The organism is Streptomyces sp. SJL17-4 (assembly GCF_036826855.1).
Lineage (GTDB): Bacteria > Actinomycetota > Actinomycetes > Streptomycetales > Streptomycetaceae > Streptomyces.
Window position 1 is genome coordinate 1676119 of sequence record NZ_CP104578.1, and the last position, 20516, is coordinate 1696634.

The following is a 20516-nucleotide window of genomic DNA, read 5'->3' on the forward strand; positions in this document are numbered from 1 at the left end:
CGCGCACACGCACAGCTTCACGACGCCTACGGGGGCTTCATCGTCATGACAACAACGGACAACGACAAACTCGTCGAATACCTCAAGCGCCTCACCGTCGACCTCCACCAGTCCCGTCAGCGGGTCCGTGAGCTGGAGGCCGGCACCAACGATCCGATCGTGATCGTCGGCATGGGGTGCCGTTTCCCGGGCGGGGTGGACTCCCCCGAGGCGCTGTGGCAGGTCGTCGCGCAGCAGCGCGATGTCATCTCCGGACTCCCCACCGACCGCGGCTGGGACCTCGACGGTCTCTACCACCCCGATCCGGACCACTCCGGTACGTCCTATGTGCGTGACGGTGGATTCCTGAGCGGCGCCGCCGAGTTCGACCCCGCGTTCTTCGGGATCGCTCCCCGTGAGGCGCTGGCGATGGACCCGCAGCAGCGGCTGCTCCTGGAAGTGTCGTGGGAGGCGCTCGAGCGGGCGGGAATCGCCCCCGGAGCACTGCACGGAACGTCAACGGGCGTGTTCCTGGGCGCGATCGCCCAGGAGTACGGTCCGCGACTGGGTGAGGCTGCGGCGGGTTCGGCCGGGTTCGGTCTGACGGGCACCACGTCGAGCGTGGCCTCGGGCCGGGTGGCCTACACCCTCGGGTTGCAGGGCCCCGCTCTGACGGTCGACACGGCGTGTTCGTCGTCCCTGGTCGCGCTGCATCTCGCCGTGCAGGCGCTGCGGTCCGGCGAGTGCTCGCTGGCCCTCGCGGGCGGTGTCACGGTCATGTCGACGCCCGGCATCTTCGTCGAGTTCTCGCGCCAGCGGGGACTCGCAGCCGACGGCCGCTGCAAGTCCTTCTCCGCCGACGCGGACGGTACGGCGTGGGCCGAAGGCGTCGGTGTGCTCGTCGTGGAGCGGCTGTCGGACGCCCGACGGCTCGGACATGACGTGCTGGCCGTGGTCGCCGGTACCGCCGTCAACCAGGACGGCGCCTCGAACGGGCTCACCGCGCCCAGCGGCCCGGCGCAGGAGCGGGTCATCCGCGCCGCCGTGGCCGACGCCGGAGTGACCTTCTCCGGCGTCGACGCGGTCGAGGCCCACGGCACCGGCACCGTCCTCGGCGACCCCATCGAGGCACAGGCCCTCCTCGCCACCTACGGCAGCGAGCGTGACGGTGGGCAGCCCCTGATGCTGGGCTCCCTCAAGTCCAACCTGGGCCACGCGCAGGCCGCCGCCGGTGTCGGCGGCGTCATCAAGATGGTCATGGCTCTGCAGCACAGTGAACTCCCCGCTTCCCTGAACGTGAGCAAGCCCAGCGAGCTGGTGGACTGGGCCGCCGGCGGCGTCGAGGTCCTCACCGAGCCGCGCCCGTGGCCCGCCACCGAGGACCGGGCCCGACGCGCCGGTGTCTCGTCGTTCGGCATCAGCGGCACCAACGCCCACGTCATCCTCGCCGAAGCCCCGACGGGCGAGCCGGTCACCGAAGACAAGGCACCGGACGGCGCTGCCCGGCTGGAGGGCGCAACGCTGCCGTGGACGGTGTCGGCGCGTTCGGCCGATGCTCTCGCCGAGGCCGCGGGCCGGCTCGCGGAGTACGTACGGGCACGGCCCGAGCTCCGCCCCGCCGATGTGGCGTTCTCGCTGGCCGCCAAGCGGTCCGCCTTCGAGTCCCGGGCCGTGGTCCCCGGTGCCGAAGGACGCGACGGCCTTCTCGCCGGTCTCGACGCGCTCGCCTCCCGCGAGGTCGACGGCGAGAACGGTGTGTCCTCCTCCCGAGCCGTGTTCGTGTTTCCGGGGCAGGGTTCGCAGTGGGTCGGGATGGCCGTCGAACTCCTCGACTCCTCCCCCGTCTTCGCACAGGCCATCAGCGAGTGTGAAGCGGCGCTCGCGCCGTTCGTGGACTGGTCCCTGACCGCCGTCCTGCGCGGCGAGGACGACGCCCCCGGCCTCGACCGCGTCGACGTCGTCCAGCCCGCCTCCTGGGCCATGATGATCGCCCTCGCCGCCCTCTGGCGCGCCAACGGCATCAACCCCACCGCCGTCGTCGGCCACTCCCAGGGCGAAATCGCCGCCGCCGTCGTCGCCGGCGGCCTCACCATCGAAGACGGCGCCCGCGTCGTCGCCCTCCGCTCCAAAGCCCTCCGCGTCCTCTCCGGAGGCGGCGGCATGGCCTGGCTCAGCGTCCCCGAAACCCAAGCCCAAGACATCCTCACCGCCTGGCCCGGACACATATCCGTCGCCGCCGTCAACGGCCCCTCCTCCACCGTCGTCGCCGGACGACCCGAAGCACTCGACGAACTCCTCACCCACTGCGAAACCACCGGCGTCTGGGCCCGCCGCATCCCCGTCGACTACGCCTCCCACTCCGCACACGTCGACGAAATCCAGGACACCCTCGCCGAGGAACTCAAGGACGTCAGCCCGCAGTCCGGACGCATCGCCTTCCACTCCACCGTCACCGGCGACGTACTCGACACCAACGCGCTCGACGGCGCCTACTGGTTCCGGAACCTGCGCAGCAAGGTCCGACTCGCCGACGTCATCGCACAACTCACCGCACCCGACGTCGTGTTCATCGAAGTCAGCGCCCACCCCGTCCTCATCTCCGGCATCACCGAAACCATCGGCGACACCGGCGCCGTCGTCGGCACCCTCCACCGCAACACCGGCAGCCTCGAACGCTTCATCGAATCCGCCGCCGAAGCCTGGACCCACGGCGTCACCATCGACTGGACGACGCTCCTCAAGCCCTACCAGGCCGCCACCGTCGAACTCCCCTCCTACCCCTTCCAGCGCCAGCACTACTGGCTGGAGCCCGAGCCGGCCGCGACGGACGCCCGCGGACTCGGCCTGAACTCGGCAGGGCACCCGCTGCTGGGCGCCGTGGTCGAGCTCGTCGAGGAGGACCGGCTGGTGTACACGGGGCGGCTCGGCCTCGACACGCAGCCGTGGCTCGGCGATCACGCCGTGCACGGCACCGTCCTGCTGCCCGGAACCGCCTTCCTCGAACTCTCGATGGCCGTGGGCGCCCGGATGGGCTGGCGGCGACTCTCCGAACTCACCCTCCAGGCACCCCTGGTGCTGCCGCCCGACGAGGCCGTACAGCTCCGGGTGACCGTCGAGCCGCCGAACGCGAACGGGCAGCGGGAGCTGGCCGTGCACTCCCGGCCGCAGGACGCCGACCCCGGTGTGCCCTGGACACGGCACGCCGCGGCGCTGCTCGACATCGACGACGAGACGGTGGACTTCGACCTCGCCGAGTGGCCGCCGCCCGGCGCCCAGGAGATCGACGTCGAGAGCCGATACGACACCCTCGCGGAAGCGGGCTACGACTACGGTCCCGCCTTCCAGGGCTTGCGTGCCGCCTGGCGCGGCGGCCGGGACGTCTTCGCCGAGGTGAGCCTGCCCGCCGAGCTCGACGCCGCCTCCTTCGGCGTCCACCCGGCCGTGCTGGACGCGGCGCTGCACGCGGTCGGCCTGCTGCGCGAGGACGGCGGTACGGTCCTGCCCTTCTCCTGGTCCGGCGTCACCCGCTACACCGAGGGTGCGGACTCCCTGCGGGTGTGGCTCAGCGCCAGGGGCGAGGACGGGGTGACCCTGCGCGTCACCGACGGCTCGGGCAAGCCCGTGCTGTCCGCGGAGTCCGTCACGATGCGGCCGTTCACCGCCGACCTGGCCGCCACGCGCGGAACCGACGCGCTGTTCCGCCTGGAGTGGCAGCCGGTCCAGACCGCCGTGCCCGAGGTCGACGTGTGCCTGGTCGCCGATCTGGCCGAGGTGCCGGATCCCGTGCCGCAGCTCGTCGCCGTACGATGTCCGGGCTCGACGCCCGACTCCGACAGCGCAGGGGCCGGCCTCGCCGCCCACGCGCACCGCGCGGCGGGTTGGGCGCTGGACCTGGTCCAGGACTGGCTGGCCGACGCCCGCTTCACCGGCTCCCGACTGCTGGTGCTGACCGACGGCGCCGCAGGCCCCGATGTCACGAACCCCGACCAGGCCACCGTGTGGGGCCTGATCAGGACCGCCCAGTCCGAACACCCCGACCGTTTCGCACTGTTGGACACGGACCCGGGCGTTGCGTACGACGTCGACACCGTGCCCGGGGCCGTACTCACCGAGCCCCAGCTCGCCCTGCGGGCGGGCACGGCCCTCACGCCGCGGCTCGTCCGGCACACCGCCGTCGCCGACCTGGCCGGTGCCGCCCCGCTCGACCCGGACGGCTCCGTACTCATCACCGGTGGAACCGGTGTCCTCGGTGCCTCGGTCGCGCGGCACCTGGTCACCGAGCACGGCGCCCGCCGCCTGCTCCTCGTCAGCCGCCGCGGCGCCGATGCGCCGGGCGCGGGGGAACTCGCCGCCGAGCTCACCGAGTTGGGCGCCGAGGTGACCCTCTCCGCCTGTGACACCGCCGACCGCGAGGCGCTCGCGCAGCTGCTCAACGGCGTGCGGCTCACCGCTGTCGTCCACACCGCGGGCCTCCTCGACGACGGTGTGATCGAGTCGCTGACCCCGGACCGGCTCGCCGCCGTGCTGCGCCCCAAGGTGGACGCCGCCGCACACCTCGACGAACTCACCGCGGACCAGGACCTCGCCGCGTTCGTCCTCTTCTCCTCGGTGGCGGGTGTACTCGGCAACCCGGGTCAGGCCAACTACGCCGCCGGCAACGTCTTCCTCGACGCGCTCGCCGTCCGCCGTCGGGCCGCCGGTCGCCCCGCGACCTCGCTCGCCTGGGGCCTGTGGGCCGAACGCACCGGCCTCACCGGCCACTTGGACGAGAACACGCTCTCGACCCGGGGCATCGCCCCGCTCTCCAACGAGCAGGGCCTCGAACTCCTCGACCGGGCGCTCGCCGACGACACGGCGATGCTCGTACCGGCCCGTCTCGACCCGGCCGCGCTGCGCTCCGACGCGCTCAACGGGACGCTGTCCCCGGTGCTGCGTTCGCTGGTGCGGGTCCCCCGGCGGCGCGCGGGCGAGTCCGGCCTGCGCCGCAAGCTCGGCCGGCTGTCCGAGGAGGAGGGCCGCCGTCTGCTGCTCGACCTCGTCAACACCCAGCTCGCCGCGGTCATCGGCCGAGACTCGACGGACGGGATCGACCCGGACCAGCCGTTCAAGAGCTTCGGCGTCGACTCGCTGCTCGCGGTGCAGCTGCGGAACCGCCTCAACTCCGCGACCGGCCTGCGTCTTCCCGCCACCCTGGTCTTCGACCACCCCACGCCGTCCGCCGTCGTCGACTTCACGCTCGCGCTCGCGCGGGAACGCGCCGAGAGTGCCTCCCCGCAGCCCGTCGCCGCCGTCGTACCGCGTACGGACGAAGACGACCCGATCGTGATCGTCGGCATGGGCTGCCGGTTCCCGGGCGGGGTGGACTCGCCCGAGGGGCTGTGGCAGGTCGTCGCCGAGCAGCGCGATGTGATCTCGGACTTCCCGACCGACCGGGGCTGGGACCTCGACGCTCTCTACCATCCGGACCCGGACCACTCCGGCACGTCCTACGTGCGGCGTGGTGGATTCCTCCACGAGGCCGGCGAGTTCGACCCCGCGTTCTTCGGGATCTCGCCGCGTGAGGCGCTGGCGATGGACCCGCAGCAGCGGCTGCTCCTGGAGGTGTCGTGGGAGGCCCTGGAGCGGGCGGGCATCGCGCCCGGAACGCTGCACGGCAGCGACACCGGTGTGTTCGCCGGTGTGATGTACCACGACTACGGCGGTGGCGGCCGGCTCCCCGAGGAGGCCGAGGGCCACTTCATGACGGGCACGGCCGGCAGTGTCGCCACCGGCCGGGTGGCCTACACGCTGGGCCTCCAGGGGCAGGCGCTGACGGTGGACACGGCGTGCTCGTCGTCGCTCGTCGCGCTGCATCTCGCCGTACGGGCCCTGCGGTCCGGCGAGTGCTCCCTGGCCCTCGCCGGTGGCGCCGCGGTGATGTCCACCCCCAACACGTTCATCGAGTTCTCGCGTCAGCGGGGACTCGCGACCGACGGCCGCATCAAGTCGTTCTCGGCGGACGCGGACGGTACGGCGTGGGCCGAGGGCGTCGGTGTGCTCGTCGTGGAGCGGCTGTCGGACGCCCGACGGCTCGGGCATGACGTGCTTGCCGTGGTCGCCGGTACCGCCGTCAACCAGGACGGCGCGTCCAACGGGCTCACCGCGCCCAGCGGTCCGGCGCAGGAGCGGGTCATCCGCGCCGCCGTCCAGGACGCCGGGGTCTCCTTCTCCGGAGTCGACGCGGTCGAGGCCCACGGCACCGGCACCGTCCTCGGCGACCCCATCGAGGCGCAGGCGCTTCTCGCCACATACGGCAGCGAGCGTGACGGGGGGCAGCCCCTCATGCTGGGATCTCTCAAGTCCAACCTGGGGCACGCGCAGGCCGCCGCCGGTGTCGGCGGCGTCATCAAGATGGTCATGGCCCTGCGCCATGGCGAAGTACCCGCCTCGCTCAACGTGAGCAAGCCCAGCGAGCTCGTCGACTGGGAGTCCGGCGGCGTCGAGGTACTGACCGAGGCGCGCCCCTGGCCTGCCACGGAGGGGAGGGTACGGCGGGCCGGAGTGTCGTCCTTCGGCATCAGCGGCACCAACGCCCACGTCATCCTCGCCGAAGCCCCGACGACCGAGCCGACCGCCGAGTCGGCCTCCGGGCCGACCGCCGGGCCGACCGCCGAGGACGTGACCGAGGGTCCTGAGGCCGCTCTGCCGTGGATGCTGTCGGCGCGTTCGGCCGATGCGCTCGCCGAGGCCGCGGGCCGGCTCGCGGAGTTCGTACGGGCACGGCCCGAGCTCCGCCCCGCCGATGTGGCGTTCTCGCTGGCCGCGAACCGGTCCGCCTTCGAGTCCCGGGCCATGGTTCCCGGCGCCGAAGGACGCGAGGGGCTTCTCGCCGGTCTCGACGCACTGGCCTCCCGCGAGGTCGACGGGGTCGCCGCGGCCGTCTCCGGTGCGAAGCCGGGGCGCGCCTCGGGTGCCTCTGTGGTGTTCGTGTTTCCGGGGCAGGGTTCGCAGTGGGTCGGTATGGCCGTCGAACTCCTCGACTCCTCCCCCGTCTTCGCACAGGCCATCAGCGAGTGTGAAGCGGCGCTCGCGCCGTTCGTGGACTGGTCCCTGACCGCCGTCCTGCGCGGCGAGGACGACGCCCCCGGCCTCGACCGCGTCGACGTCGTCCAGCCCGCCTCCTGGGCCATGATGATCGCCCTCGCCGCCCTCTGGCGCGCCAACGGCATCAACCCCACCGCCGTCGTCGGCCACTCCCAGGGCGAAATCGCCGCCGCCGTCGTCGCCGGCGGCCTCACCATCGAAGACGGCGCCCGCGTCGTCGCCCTCCGCTCCAAAGCCCTCCGCGTCCTCTCCGGAGGCGGCGGCATGGCCTGGCTCAGCGTCCCCGAAACCCAAGCCCAAGACATCCTCACCGCCTGGCCCGGACACATATCCGTCGCCGCCGTCAACGGCCCCTCCTCCACCGTCGTCGCCGGACGACCCGAAGCACTCGACGAACTCCTCACCCACTGCGAAACCACCGGCGTCTGGGCCCGCCGCATCCCCGTCGACTACGCCTCCCACTCCGCACACGTCGACGAAATCCAAGACACCCTCGCGAGTGAACTGAAGGACGTCACCCCGCGGACGGGCAACATCGCCTTCCACTCCACCGTCACCGGCGACGTACTCGACACCAACGCGCTCGACGGCGCCTACTGGTTCCGGAACCTGCGCAGCAAGGTCCGACTCGCCGACGTCATCGCACAACTCACCGCACCCGACGTCGTGTTCATCGAAGTCAGCGCCCACCCCGTCCTCATCTCCGGCATCACCGAAACCATCGGCGACACCGGCGCCGTCGTCGGCACCCTCCACCGCAACACCGGCAGCCTCGAACGCTTCATCGAATCCGCCGCCGAAGCCTGGACCCACGGCGTCACCATCGACTGGCCCACCCTCCTCAAGCCCTACCAGGCCGCCACCGTCGAACTCCCCTCCTACCCCTTCCAACGCCAGCACTACTGGCTCGCACTCGATGCCCCCTCCGTGGCGCCCGGCGCGCCCCGCCCGGCGGTATCGGCTGCCGAGTCGACAAGCCTCCTGGGCGTGCGGATGCCGTCCTCACCGCTCGCGCAGGCGCAGTTCTCCCCGCCGCTCGACCCGTCGGCGCACCCCTGCCTCGGGGACTTCGTGGTCGGCGGCCGGCCGGTGGTCAGTGCCGGTGTGTTCGTGGAGTCGCTGATCGAGGCGGTCACCGAACTCGCCGGACCGGGACCGGTGTCCGTCCAGGACCTGGAGCTGCCCGCCGATCTGGCGCTCGCGCCGGCCGGCACCGGGCGCGCGGCTCAACTCATCGTGAACGACGACCGGTTCAGCTACTACGCGCAGGACCCGGCCGGTGGCTGGCAGCTGCACGCGCAGGCCCTGGCCCGGTCGGGCGCGTCGGCCGCTCCGACGGTGGCGCTCGCGGCGGGCGGTTCGGGCCGCGAGCTGACCGGCGACGAGCTGTACCGGCTGCTGTGGCAGCGCGCCCTGTACCTGGGCTCCGCCGCCCGCTGGGTGGAGCGGATCAGGCTCGGCCGGGGCGAGGCCACCGCCGAGATCCGGTCCGCCGTACCCGGCGAGACAGAGCCGTACGTGATCCACCCCGGACTCGTCGACGCGATGTTCCAGACCGCGCTCGCCTGCTTCCCGGCGGACGGCCCGGCCCTCGTGCCGGCCGGTCTCGAACGGTTCGTCCACTACGACCGCGGTGGCCCCCAGGACGGGCTCCGATGTCACGCCGAGCTGTTCGAAGGCGGCACCCGGGCACGTATCCGGCTCGTCTCGGCGAACGGCCGGCTGGTGGCCGAGGCCGACGGCGTACGGTTCGTCCCCGCCCTGACCCGGTCGGTGGCGGAACCCGAGACCGCGCAGGCCCCCACGGCGCACCACGTGCCCACGGCCGTGCGGGCACCCGCTCCGGAGCCCGAGGCGCGCCCGCGCGTCGCGGCCCCGGCAGTCGCCGCCGCGACGGCCCCGGCCGACGTGTCCGACGCGGCACCCGCCGTGGCGCCCGACGCGGCCCGTGCCCTCGTGAACCGGACCGTCGCCCGGGCCCTCGGGACGACGTCGGCCCGGCTCGACGCCCGACAGTCCTTGCAGGCGCTCGGTCTGGACTCGCTGATCGCGATGAAGATCCGGACGACGCTGAGCAAGGAGTTCGACGTCCTGCTGCCGATGAAGGCGTTCCTCGACGGCCGCAGCACCGATGACATCGCCGACGACGTCCTCGCCCTCCTCGGCGCCGGCCCCGAGGGTCACGAGGGAGCGGAGACCGAGGCCCAGGTGGCCGACGGTGAAGCCGCCGCGACCGAGGACGACTCCGAGCGCTACGAGCCGTTCGGACTGACCGACCTCCAGCAGGCGTACCTCGTGGGCCGTGGTGACGCCTTCGAACTCGGCAACACCTCCACGTACTTCCAGATCGAGATCGACCTGGAGAACGTGGACCTGGATCGGCTCGGCGCGTCCTTCCGGGCGATGATCGAGCGCCACGACATGCTGCGGGCGGTCTTCACCGCCGACGGCGAGCAGCGCATCCAGCGCGACGTCCCGGCCTATGTGATCCGCGAGACCGACGCCTCCTCCCTGGACCCGGCCGAGCGCGAGGCCGAACTGGTCGCGGTGCACGAGGAGATGCGGCACCAGGTCTTCGACACCACGAGCTGGCCGCTGTTCGACGTGCGGGTGACCCGGATCGACGACCGGGTGATCCGGCTGCACGCCGGCTTCGACGCCCTGATCATCGACGGTTTCAGCACGTCGATCCTGTTCAAGGAGTGGGCCGCGCACTACCGCGGTGAGACCCTTCCCGAACTGCGGCTGCGCTACCGGGACTACGTCAGGGAGGCCCGTGCCCTGGAGGCCGGGCCCGAGTACGACCGGGCGCTCGCCTACTGGCGGGACCGGCTCGACACCCTGCCTCCCGCGCCCCAACTGCCGCTGGCGGTAAGCCCGTCGAGCCTTGAGCGGCCGGTGTTCAACCACCGTGGCGCGACCCTGGGCCGGGAGGACTGGGACCGGTTCAAGCAGCACGCCTCGGCGGCCGGGGTCAGCCCCTCGGCGGCCCTGTGCACCGCGTACGCGCAGGTCATCGCGGAGTGGAGTGCCACTCCCGACTTCTCCCTGAACCTGCTCTACTTCAACCGGCTTCCGCTGCATCCGCAGGTCGGCGACGTCATCGGTCAGTTCTCCACGACCCTGATGCTGGAGATCCGCGACTCGGCGGCCGACTCGTTCGCCGTCCGTGCCTCCGACGTCCAGAGCCGGCTGTGGAGCGACATGGAGCACAGCCAGGTGAGCGGTGTGCAGGTGCTCCGGGAACTGAACCGGGCTCGCGGCGGCTCGATGCGGGCGGCCGCGCCGGTCGTCTTCACCAGCCTGGTGAACATCGCCGGTCAGCAGGACGGCGAGCGCGGCGGAGTCGTCCAGCACCTCGCCGGGATCGGTGAGAACGGCCGCCAGGTGAGCAGCTCGGTCCGCACCCCCCAGGTGTGGCTGGACCACCAGGCGGTCGAGGAGGCCGGTGAGCTGCTCCTGAACTGGGACGTGATCGAGGAGCTGTTCCCGGCGGGCTGCATCGACGCGATGTTCGCCGCGTACCAGCGGACGCTGCGCGAGCTGTCCCGCGACGCGGCGGCCTGGCAGCGGCCCAGGCCCGCCCTCGCCCCCGTCGCCGACCTCGACGTACGGGCCGAGGCCAACGCCACCGACGGGCCGGTGCCCGACGGACTGCTGCACGACGCCGTGCTCGCCAGGGCGGCGGAGACCCCCGACGCGCCGGCGGTCATCACGGGGTCGCTGACCCTGACGTACGCGGATCTCGACCGAAGGTCGCACGAGGTGGGTCACCGGCTGCGCGCGCTGGGGGCCGGTCCCGGTGATCTGGTCGGCATCGTGATGGACAAGGGCTGGGAGCAGGTCGTCGCGGCCCTGGGCATCCTGCGGGCGGGGGCGGCGTACGTGCCGATCGACGCCCGGGTGCCCGCCGAGCGGCTGCATGTGCTGCTCGACAGCGCCGGGATCAGCCGGGTGGTCACCCAGCCGTGGGTGGACGACATCGCCGACTGGCCCCGGGGCGTGGACAGGATCGTGGTGCGGGCCGGTGAAGACGCCGACGCGGAGCACGACGGCGCGAGCCGGCAGGCGGGCGGCGAGCTCGAGCCGCTCGGGCCGTCCGGCGCCAAGCCCACCGACCTCGCCTATGTGATCTTCACGTCGGGCTCCACCGGGCTGCCCAAGGGCGTGATGATCGAGCACGGCGCGGCCCTGAACACGATCGTCGACGTCAACGAGCGCTACGGCGTCACCGCGGCGGACCGGGCCCTCGGACTGTCCGCGATGCACTTCGACCTGTCGGTCTACGACGTCTTCGGACTGCTGTCGGCGGGCGGCGCCCTCGTGCTGCCCGAGCCGTCCGCGCACCGCGAGCCCGCCCGCTGGGCGGAGCTCGTCACCGAGCACGGGGTGACGATCTGGAACAGCGTGCCCGCGCTGATGGAGATGTTCACCGAGCACGCCCTCGCGAACCGGCTCACCGGACTGCCGCTGCGGCTGGTCATGATGAGCGGGGACTGGATTCCGGTGACCCTGCCGGGCCGGATCCGGCTGCTCCTCGAGGACGCCGAGCTGTGGAGCCTCGGCGGCGCCACCGAGGCGTCGATCTGGTCGATCCTGCACCCCATCGGGGAGGTCGGCGAGGACTGCGTGAGCATTCCCTACGGCAAGGCGATGCGTAACCAGCGCTTCCATGTGCTCGACGGCACGATGCGGCCCTGCCCCGTGTGGGTGCCCGGCGACCTCTACATCGCCGGGGTCGGTCTGGCCCGCGGCTATCTGAACGACGAGGCCAAGACGAACGCCGCGTTCCTGCACCACCCGGTCACCGGTGAGCGGCTGTACCGCACCGGCGACCTGGGACGCTTCCTGCCGGACGGCACCATCGAGTTCCTCGGCCGCCAGGACTCCCAGGTCAAGATCCAGGGCTATCGCATCGAACTGGGCGAGGTGGAGGCCGCTCTCACCCAGTGCGAGGGCGTACGGGCCGCCGCGGTCGTCGCGGCGGGCGAGCAGCACGGTCCCAAGCGGCTGATCGCGTACGTCGTCCTCGACGACGGGCGCGACGACACCGAGCAGCGGATCACCGAGTCGCTGCGCAAGGTGGTCCCGCAGCACCTGGTGCCGCAGCGCATCCTCGTCCTGGACGAGCTGCCGCTCAGCGACAACGGCAAGGTCAACCGGGCGGCGCTGCCCGCCCCCGACGAGGTCGCCGTCGAAGGCGCCGGCTTCGTCGCCCCCCGCGACGAGGTGGAACGCCGACTCGCGGAGATCTGGGCGGAGTTCTTCGGTGTCGCCGAGATCGGGGTGACCGCGAGCTTCTTCGACCTCGGCGGGGACTCGCTGCTCGCGGTGCGGCTGATGGCCAGGATCGCCCGCGGTCTGGGCCGCAGCCTGCCGCTGTCCAGCCTCTTCGCCCGGCCGACCATCGAGCTGCTCGCCCAGGCGGTCCGGGAGACCGGCAGCGGCGAGGAAGGCCGCAGGGCACTCGTACCGGTACGCGCCACGGGCTGGCGGACTCCGCTGGTGTTCGTCCACCCGGTCGGCGGTGACGTGCTCTGCTACGCGGAACTCGCCGAACTCCTCGGCCACGACCAGCCGTTCTACGCGCTGCAGCTTCCGGACACGGAGCTGCTGAGCGTCGAGGACATGGCCGCCCACTACGTCGCGGCGGTCCGTGAGGCGCTGCCCGACGGCCCGTACCGGCTCGGCGGCTGGTCGATGGGCGGAGTGATCGCCCTGGAGATGGCGGCCCAACTCACCGCGGCGGGAGCCGAGGTGGAGCTGCTCGCCGTGGTCGACCTGATGGAACAGCCCGGACCGGCCGAGGGCGCGCCGGTCTCCGACGAGGTGCTGCTGTCCTGGTTCGCCCGGGATCTGGCGGGCCTTGCCGGGGTGGAGTGGGAGCTGCCGGCCGAGGCCTTCGACGGCCGTCCGCCGGTGCAGGTGCTGCACGCCGAGGCGCGTGCTGCGGGGGCGTTGTCCGAGGACATCGACCTCGACACGCTGAGCTCCATCGTCGGCCGGTTCCAGAGCAACTACCGTGCCCTGCTGCGGTACGCGCCCAGCGGCTTCGCCGGCCGGGTGCTGTCGCTGCGGGCGGCGGACGGCGGTGCGACCGTCGAGACGGCGAACCGCTGGATGGAGTACTTCTCCGGTGACGCCGCCCTCGTGGACGTGCCCGGCGACCACTACACGGTGATGCGCGGTGAGCGGCTGCGGGTCCTGGCGGACGAGCTGCGCCGGGCTCTCGACGCCCACTGAACCGACCCGGCCGGGCCGCCCCTCCGGCGGCCCGGCCGATCCACCCCGGACCGGTCCCTTCGGGTTGCACGGGTCCAGGTCCAAGAAGTGAGGACAATCGGTATGGGAATTGATCAGGCCGACCCGATACGGCGGCAGGCCGGTGAGCGAGCGAGCACGCTGCCGGCCACCGTGCCGGTCGCCGTCGTGGGAGCGGGCCAGTCCGGGCTCGCCGTCGGATATCACCTGCGGCAGGCCGGCGTGGAGTGTGTGCTGCTCGACGCGGACAGCGAGGTCGGCGAGACGTGGGCGCGGCGCTGGGACTCGCTGAAGCTGTTCACGTCCGCGCAGTTCTCCGGGCTGCCGGGTCTGCCCTTCCCCGGCGACGGCAGGCATTACCCCGGCAAGGACGAGGTGGTGGCGTACCTGCGGGACTACGCCGAGCGGTTCGACCTGCAGGTGCTGCCGGACCACCGGGTGCTGTCGGTACGGCGGGACGGTGACGGCTATCTGCTGAGCACCACGCGCGGCCACTGCCGGGCCGGGCAGGTCGTCATCGCGACCGGGGCGTTCGGCATCCCCCGCCTTCCGGAGTTCGCCGCCGCGCTCGGTCCGGACGTACCCACCCTGCACACCAGCGAGTACCGGAGCCCCGCGCAGGTGGCGCCGGGGACCGTGGTGGTCGTCGGCGACGGCAACTCCGGCCGGCAGATCGCCGCCGAGCTGTCCACGACCCACGACGTGGTGCTCAGTTGCAGCGAGGCCGTCTCACCGCCCCTGCCGCAGACCGTCGTCGGCCGGGACATGTTCTGGTGGATGAGCGTCCTCGGGGTGATGCGTCTGCCGGTGAACATGCAGGCGCCCGACCCGGTCGTCGGTGACCGGGTGCCCGAGCTCGTCGCGGCGGGCGGGCTGCGGACCGTTGGCCGGATCACGGCGGCCGACGGAGCCGAGCTGCTGGTCGCGGGCGGCGAGCGCGTCAAGCCGTCCACGGTGATCTGGGCGACCGGTTTCCGCACCGACTGGAGCTGGCTCGACCCGGAGATGCTGGACGACGACGGGCAGCCGCGGCACACCGAGGGCACGGGTGCGGTCCCCGGCAGCTACTACCTGGGGCTGTACCGGATGCGTACCCGCGGCTCGGCGCTGATCGGCTTCGTGGGCCGCGACGCCGAGCACGTCGCGACGGCGATCATCGCCACCGCCCACGGCAAGGACACCACGACCACTCCGCCCACGACAGAAGGCCGACCGTCATGACCAGTGCCACCTCCACCGAACTCGATGTGCTGGGGGCGCTGTTGGCGTTCGACTTCATCGGGTTCGCCCAGAAGTCGGCCGCACTCGACCCCACCGACCCGCACTACGGTCAGGCGGTCGGCGCCGCCTTCGGGATCGCGGTCCGCAGGCGCTTCCCGCAGGGTGCGGCGCCGCAGGAGATCAGCGGCTACGTCGCGGAGGTCCTCGGCTCGCTGGACGCCGGCGGGGAGGACTTCGACCCGGCGTTCCTCGAAGGCCTCGTCGCCGCCGCCCTCGACGGGGGCACGGCGACCGGCGGTGAGCACCAGGACCCCGAGACGACGATCCAGGCCCGGCTCGTACTGACGCTCCGGCTGGTACGGGAGCTGGGTCTCGACACCGACCAGCAGCGGGAGTTGCTGACGGAGACGGCACACCGACTGGGCTCCTGACGCACGCGTCCAGCGGCGCCCCGGTCACCCGGGGCGCCGCACCGTCGTTCGCCTCCGCCGCGGTCAGGACTCCGGCGGCGCCTGCGGGTCGAGGTCGCCCGGGACCCAGACGTCCAGCGCCCCTTCCGCGTACAGCGTCCGCACCGCCCGCTTGTCGTACTTGCCGACGCTGGTCTTGGGCACCGCGTCCACGAACGACCACCGCTCCGGCACCCACCAGCGTGCCACCCGCCCGGTCAGGAACTCCCGCAGCTCGTCCCCGCCGACCTCGGCGCCCGGCACCAACGACACGCAGGCCAGCGGGCGTTCCTCCCAGCGCGGGTCGGGCACACCGACCACGATCGCCTCGAGGACCGCCGGGTGCTCGATGATCGCGTTCTCCAGCTCGATGGTGGAGATCCACTCGCCACCGCTCTTGATGCCGTCCTTGAGGCGGTCGCTGACCACCACCCAGCCGCCCGGCTCGATCACGCCCAGGTCGCCGGTGCGCAGCCAGCCGTCGTGGAACTTCTCCGAGGAGTCAGGGGAGTTGTAGTACGAGCCGGTGACCCACGGCCCGCGCAGCTCCAGTTCGCCCACCGAGGTTCCGTCCCAGGGCTGTTCGGTGCCGTCCTCGGCGATCAGCCGGACGTCGACGTAGGGCATCACCCGGCCGCTCTTGGCCAGCCAGCCGACCTCCTCCTCGTCGGGGGTGCCGTACGGGGGGACCGCGAAGGTGGCGAGGGGGCTGGTCTCGGTGAGTCCCCAGCCCTGCGTCAGACGGACGCCGTATTGGTCCTTGAGCCGCTGCAGCAGGGCGCGCGGCGGGGTCGCGCCGCCGCAGCCGGCGAGCCGTACGCTGCTCAGGTCCAGCGGCTGCTGTTCGCCGTGGTGGACCAGGCTGTTCCAGATCGTGCAGATCGCGGCCACCGCGGTGGGCCGCTCCTCGTTGATGATCCGGACCAGGTCCGGGGTGTGCAGCTGCCGGCCGTTCATGATCAGGTCGGAGCCCGCCAGCCAGGCGGAGTACGGCCAGCCCCAGGCGTTGGCGTGGAACATCGGCACGATCGGCAGGACGCGGTCGCCGTCGTGCATGGCGAAGCCGGAGCCGCCCGAGACGCCGAGGGTGTGCAGGGAGATCGAGCGGTGGCTGTAGGCCACGCCCTTGGGGTCCCCGGTGGTGCCCGTGGTGTAGCAGAGCGCCGCCGCTTCCCGCTCGTCCAGGTCGGGCCAGACGTAGCCGGGTCGCTCGGCCGCGAGGAGGTCGTCCCAGCGGTGCACGGCGATGTGCCCGGGCAGGTCGACCTCGGGCGCGCCGCCGATGACGACCACGTGCCGTACGCTGCCGAGCCGGTCCCGCAGGGGGACGAGCATGTCCTGGAGGGTCGAGTCGACCAGGAGGACGGCGTCCTCGGCGTGCTCGACGATGTAGCCCAACTGGTCGGGGTGGAGACGGAGGTTGAGGGTGTGCAGTACGGCGCCCATGCTCGGTACGGCGAGATAGGCCACCAGGTGTTCGGGGGTGTTCCAGGCGAGGGTGGCGACGCGCTCGCCGAGCTGCACGCCCAGCCTGGCCAGTGCGGCGGCGAGTTGCTCGGCCTGGTCGGCGATCTCGGCGAAGGTCTGTAAGGACCGTTCGTTCTGCCCGTCGGCGCATCGGATCACCCGGCTGTCCGCGTAGACGCGCTGTCCGTGCGCGAGGAGGTCACGGACGAGCAGTTCGCGGTCCTGCATGGTGCTCTTCATGGTGCGGCCCCTTGGAGGTTGCGCCGTCGCGTGGACGAAGCCGGCCCCGAGGGCGGAGCCGGCTGCGAGGGTGGCTGACGGCTCTGAGGGTGGTGTGGGTGAGGTGGTGACCCTGAAGGTGGGTGAGGTGACCCCGGAGGTGGGTGACGGCGGTTCGCCGTCACCCACGTCCGCCTGGCCCGGGGCCAGTCGTCGGATCAGCCCAGGTACTCGATGTCCCCCACCAGCGTGGCGCTGACGTGGTCGTGGTCGAGGAGGTTGACCCGGGCGTTCATCTTGCCGCTGCCCCGGACCATCGCGTAGTTGCCCGTGCCGGCGGTGAGCGTGAACGTGCCGGTCGGGTAGACCAGGGTGTTCGTCGTCACCGGCGCGGTGAGCGCGTAGCTGATGTTGAGCTTGTCACCGTCGGCCTCGGTGAGCGTCAGCGTCCCCTTGATGTCGTACTTGCCGGGGATGGTCGCGAGACACACGACCTCGGTCTGGGACCAGGTGGCGGTGCCGACCGGCTTGCCGGTGGCGGTCCCCGTCCCGACCACGTTGTAGCCGTTGCAGCCCACGGTGTCCGGATGCGTGGTCGCGACCACGCCGAAGTTCGAGGTGATGTCGACGGTGGGCAGCCAGGTGTCGGCGACGATGCCCGCGCGGTCCGTCTCGGTGGCGTACGTGACACCGGCCGTACCGCCGGTTATCAGTACCGCCGCGGCCGCCACCCCAGCGGCGCGCGCGAGCCATCTGTTCGTGAATCTTGTCATCTTCTCCCCCGGAATGATGCAGAAATTGCCTAACTGCGCCTATATGAAGGCCTGTTGGGGACAGCTTCCCTGATCGAAAGCCCTTCCGTCGAGGCATTCCGGCTTTTCCGTCCGGGAGGCTCGGATTCCGAAATGTGCCCTCTCCATGTATCCCCGCGCGGCAGACACCGCTCAGCCGAGCTGACGGCGTACGAGTTCGTGGAACGCGCCGCTCGTGTCGGCGAGCAGTTCGGCGGGCGGTCCCTGCTGGGCCACCCGGCCGTCCGCCATGACGATCACCCGGTCGGCGTCCATGATCGTGGACAGCCGGTGGGCGATCACGACGCGCGTGGCGCGCAGGGTGCGGGTGGACTCGATGACGACACGCTGGGCCTCGTTGTCCAGGGCACTGGTGGCCTCGTCCAGGAAGAGGACCCGCGGCTTGCGGATGAGGGCCTGGGCGATCATCAGCCGCTGGCGCTGGCCACCGGAGACCGTGCCGCCGCCGTCGGACAGCATGGTGTGCATGCCCATGGGCATGGCCTTGATGTCCTCGGCCAGACCTGCCATGGCGGCTGCCTCCCAGGCCTCCTCCGGAGCGTACGGCTCCGCCCCGCGGATGCAGTCGAGGATCGACCCGGAGAACGGCTGCGCGTTCTGCAGGACGACGCCGCACTGCCGGCGCACGGCCGCCCGGTCGAGCGCCGCCAGATCCTGACCGTCGTACAGCACGCTGCCCGCGACCGGCCTGTCGAAGCCGATGAGCAGCCGGAGCAGGGTCGACTTGCCACAGCCGCTGGCCCCGACGATCGCGACGAACTCGCCGGGCCTTACCTCGACCGACACGTCGTCCAGGACGAGCGGACCGTCCTCGGTGTACCGGTAGGACAGGTTCTTCGCCTCGACCGCCCCGCTCAGCACCCCCGGCTGTGTGCTGGAACCGCGCACCTCGGGGGTCTCCCGGAAGACCGGCCCGATCTGTTCGAACATCGGCTGCACGGCGGCGGCCGAGATCAGCGCACCGGTCAGCTGGGTGACCGAGGACAGCAGGATCGTCACGGCCGTACTGAAGGTGAGGAACTCTGCGGCGGACATGCTGCCCCGCGCCGGCCCCGCGAGCAGCATGAACATCACGAGCATGCACAGCGGCGGGCAGACCGCGTTGAGGACGGTGATGACGTTCTTGATCCGGCCGATCCGCTGCTGGAGCTCCCGCGTGCGGGCGAACTCCCGCGCCCAGGCGGCGTAGGCGAAGCTCTCGGCCGCGGCCACGCGCAGCTTGGGCAGCCCGCGCAGGGTCTGGAACGCCTGGTTGTTGAGCTTGTTGCCGAGGACGAGCAACCGCCGCTGGTAGCGCAGCTGCCACAGCCCGAGCCCCAGGAAGAGGGCGGCGATGACGAGCAGCATGGCGAGCGCCGCCAGGGCCAGCGGCACGCTGTAGAAGAGCAGCAGGACGAGGTTCATCGTGCCGACGGTGCTCGCCTGCAGACAGACCGACCCGATGCCGGAGAGCACGCTGCGGATGGCGCTGACGCCCATGGCCGCGCTCGCCAGCTCCCCGGTGGAGCTGCCGGTGAAGAACGTGACAGGCAGCCTCAACAGCCGGTCCCAGACGGCCGGTTGAAGTGTGGCCTCGATGCGGCCCTCCACCCGCAGGATCGCGATGTTCTGCAGCAGCATGAAGGCGGCCGAGACGACACTGGCCGCGATGAGCGCCAGCGCGGTCTGCACGATGAGGCTGTCCTCGGCGTGCGGTACGTACTCGCCGAGGACCTTGCCGGTCGCGATGGGCACGAGCGCGCCGAGGCCGACCGCGACCAGACCGCCCACGAGGAGGCTGCGCAGGTCCCCGCCGGTCCCCCGCAGGCTGAAACGGAGCAGCCGCAGCAGGCTCGGCCTCCCGTCGGGCAGTGGGCGGTAGAACATGACGGCACCGGGTTCGAAGAGGCCCTCGTCGGCGGCACCGACGCGCTCCCGGCTGCCGGTGGCGGGGTCGACGGCCTCGTATCCGCCGCGCCGCCACAGCAGGGCGACCGGGGCGCCGTCCTCCTCCCGCCGCCCCACCAGGGGCCCGCTGTTCTCGCGCCACCAGCGGCCGTGGAGGCTGACGACCCGGGTGCGGATCCGTGAGGCGAGCGCGATGCGCTCGACGGGGTCGGCCCGGCCGGGGTCGCCGCCGGAGCCGACCGGCTCCGTCAGGGTGATGCCCGCCTCACGGGCGACCAGCCGGCACACGGCGAAGGCCGCGTCGTCGCTCCCGCCGCGCCCGGAGGCCCCGCGCGACCGGCCGCCGGAGCGGCCGATGGAGGCGAGCAGGGCCTGGTCGGCCTGGGTACGGGCGGCCTCGCCGGCCTCGATGCCGGCCGCCGTGCGGTCCTCATGGGCGCGCTCGACCTGCTCGATCCAGTTGTCCAGGGCGTACAGCAGGCGGTACTGCTGGTCGACCATGCCCTGCCACATCGCCCCGTCGACGAGGAGCGCTGCCGCGGTGTCGTACCCGTCGTACCCCTCGTACACGGCGCCGTACCGGACGCTGCCCGGGGTGATCTGCATCCACAGGACGTCGTCGTCGGCCGCGCCCGGGCCGGCGGTGGCGCGGCTTTCGAGCGGCGCCTGGTAGAGGACGCGCAGGCCGCGCCCGATGCCGAGTGCGAAGGCGTTCTCCAGGGGGCTCAACGGCACCTCGGTGACGCCGTACTCCCCCGGTCCGTACGCCTCGGGCCCGAACCGGCCCTGTCCGTGCGGGCCGTGCCCGAACTGGCCATGGCCGTACTCCCCGTGCCCGTACTCCCCGTATCCGTACTCCCCGTGCGCGTACTCCCCCTGCCCGTACTCCCCTTGTCCGTACGGCTGCAGCTCGCGCAGTTCGATGCGGCGCAGCAGGCAGCCCTGGAGGGGGCGGCCGATCAGGGTGTGGCCGGGGCCCTCGGCCGGGCCGAGCAGCAGCGTGCCCGGCACGAGGCGGCCGAGGAAGTGCCAGTGGCCCTCCTGCGCGGCGTCGATCGCGAACAGGTCCAGCTCGCCCTCGACGACGAGCCACAGCACGAGCGGCCCCTCCAGGGACAGGCTGCGCATGCCCGCGCAG

Annotated in this window: 6 protein-coding genes; 3 read left to right on the top strand and 3 right to left on the bottom strand. The window is 72.1% G+C overall.

The window, feature by feature from the left end; translation table 11 throughout:
- Window positions 1–45 precede the first annotated feature (45 nt).
- The 3 genes from N5875_RS07460 (at window position 46) to N5875_RS07470 (ending at window position 14975) form a co-directional block, all read left to right on the top strand.
- On the top strand, window positions 46–13305 hold the full coding sequence (locus N5875_RS07460; RefSeq protein WP_338492376.1) for an amino acid adenylation domain-containing protein: 13260 nt from the start codon (window positions 46–48) through the stop codon (window positions 13303–13305).
- Window positions 13306–13407: 102 nt separating this feature from the next.
- A complete protein-coding gene (locus N5875_RS07465) occupies window positions 13408–14544 on the top strand; it encodes an NAD(P)-binding domain-containing protein (RefSeq protein ID WP_338492377.1) in 1137 nt (378 codons plus the stop codon).
- Entirely contained in the window at window positions 14541–14975 is a 435-nt protein-coding gene (locus tag N5875_RS07470; RefSeq protein WP_338492378.1) for a hypothetical protein, read from the top strand. Before N5875_RS07465 ends, N5875_RS07470 begins: the two co-directional genes overlap by 4 nt.
- A 63-nt stretch (window positions 14976–15038) precedes the next feature.
- Here the strand turns inward: N5875_RS07470 and N5875_RS07475 are convergent, their stop codons facing one another.
- From N5875_RS07475 to N5875_RS07485, 3 genes are all read right to left on the bottom strand, one after another.
- Window positions 15039–16700: a long-chain fatty acid--CoA ligase gene (locus tag N5875_RS07475; protein ID WP_338492379.1), complete on the bottom strand. Its 1662-nt coding sequence runs from the start codon at window positions 16698–16700 to the stop codon at window positions 15039–15041.
- Window positions 16701–16897: 197 nt separating this feature from the next.
- Window positions 16898–17452: a hypothetical protein gene (locus N5875_RS07480; protein ID WP_318212645.1), complete on the bottom strand. Its 555-nt coding sequence runs from the start codon at window positions 17450–17452 to the stop codon at window positions 16898–16900.
- 171 nt (window positions 17453–17623) lie between these two features.
- On the bottom strand, window positions 17624–20506 hold the full coding sequence (locus N5875_RS07485; protein ID WP_338499109.1) for an NHLP bacteriocin export ABC transporter permease/ATPase subunit: 2883 nt from the start codon (window positions 20504–20506) through the stop codon (window positions 17624–17626).
- Window positions 20507–20516 lie beyond the last annotated feature (10 nt).

Coding starts and splice junctions, on each gene's coding strand:
- N5875_RS07460 (WP_338492376.1), top strand. CDS start 46: ATGACAACAACGGACAACGACAAACTCGTCGAATACCTCAAGCGCCTC.
- N5875_RS07465 (WP_338492377.1), top strand. CDS start 13,408: ATGGGAATTGATCAGGCCGACCCGATACGGCGGCAGGCCGGTGAGCGA.
- N5875_RS07470 (WP_338492378.1), top strand. CDS start 14,541: ATGACCAGTGCCACCTCCACCGAACTCGATGTGCTGGGGGCGCTGTTG.
- N5875_RS07475 (WP_338492379.1), bottom strand. CDS start 16,700: ATGAAGAGCACCATGCAGGACCGCGAACTGCTCGTCCGTGACCTCCTC.
- N5875_RS07480 (WP_318212645.1), bottom strand. CDS start 17,452: ATGACAAGATTCACGAACAGATGGCTCGCGCGCGCCGCTGGGGTGGCG.
- N5875_RS07485 (WP_338499109.1), bottom strand. CDS start 20,506: ATGCGCAGCCTGTCCCTGGAGGGGCCGCTCGTGCTGTGGCTCGTCGTC.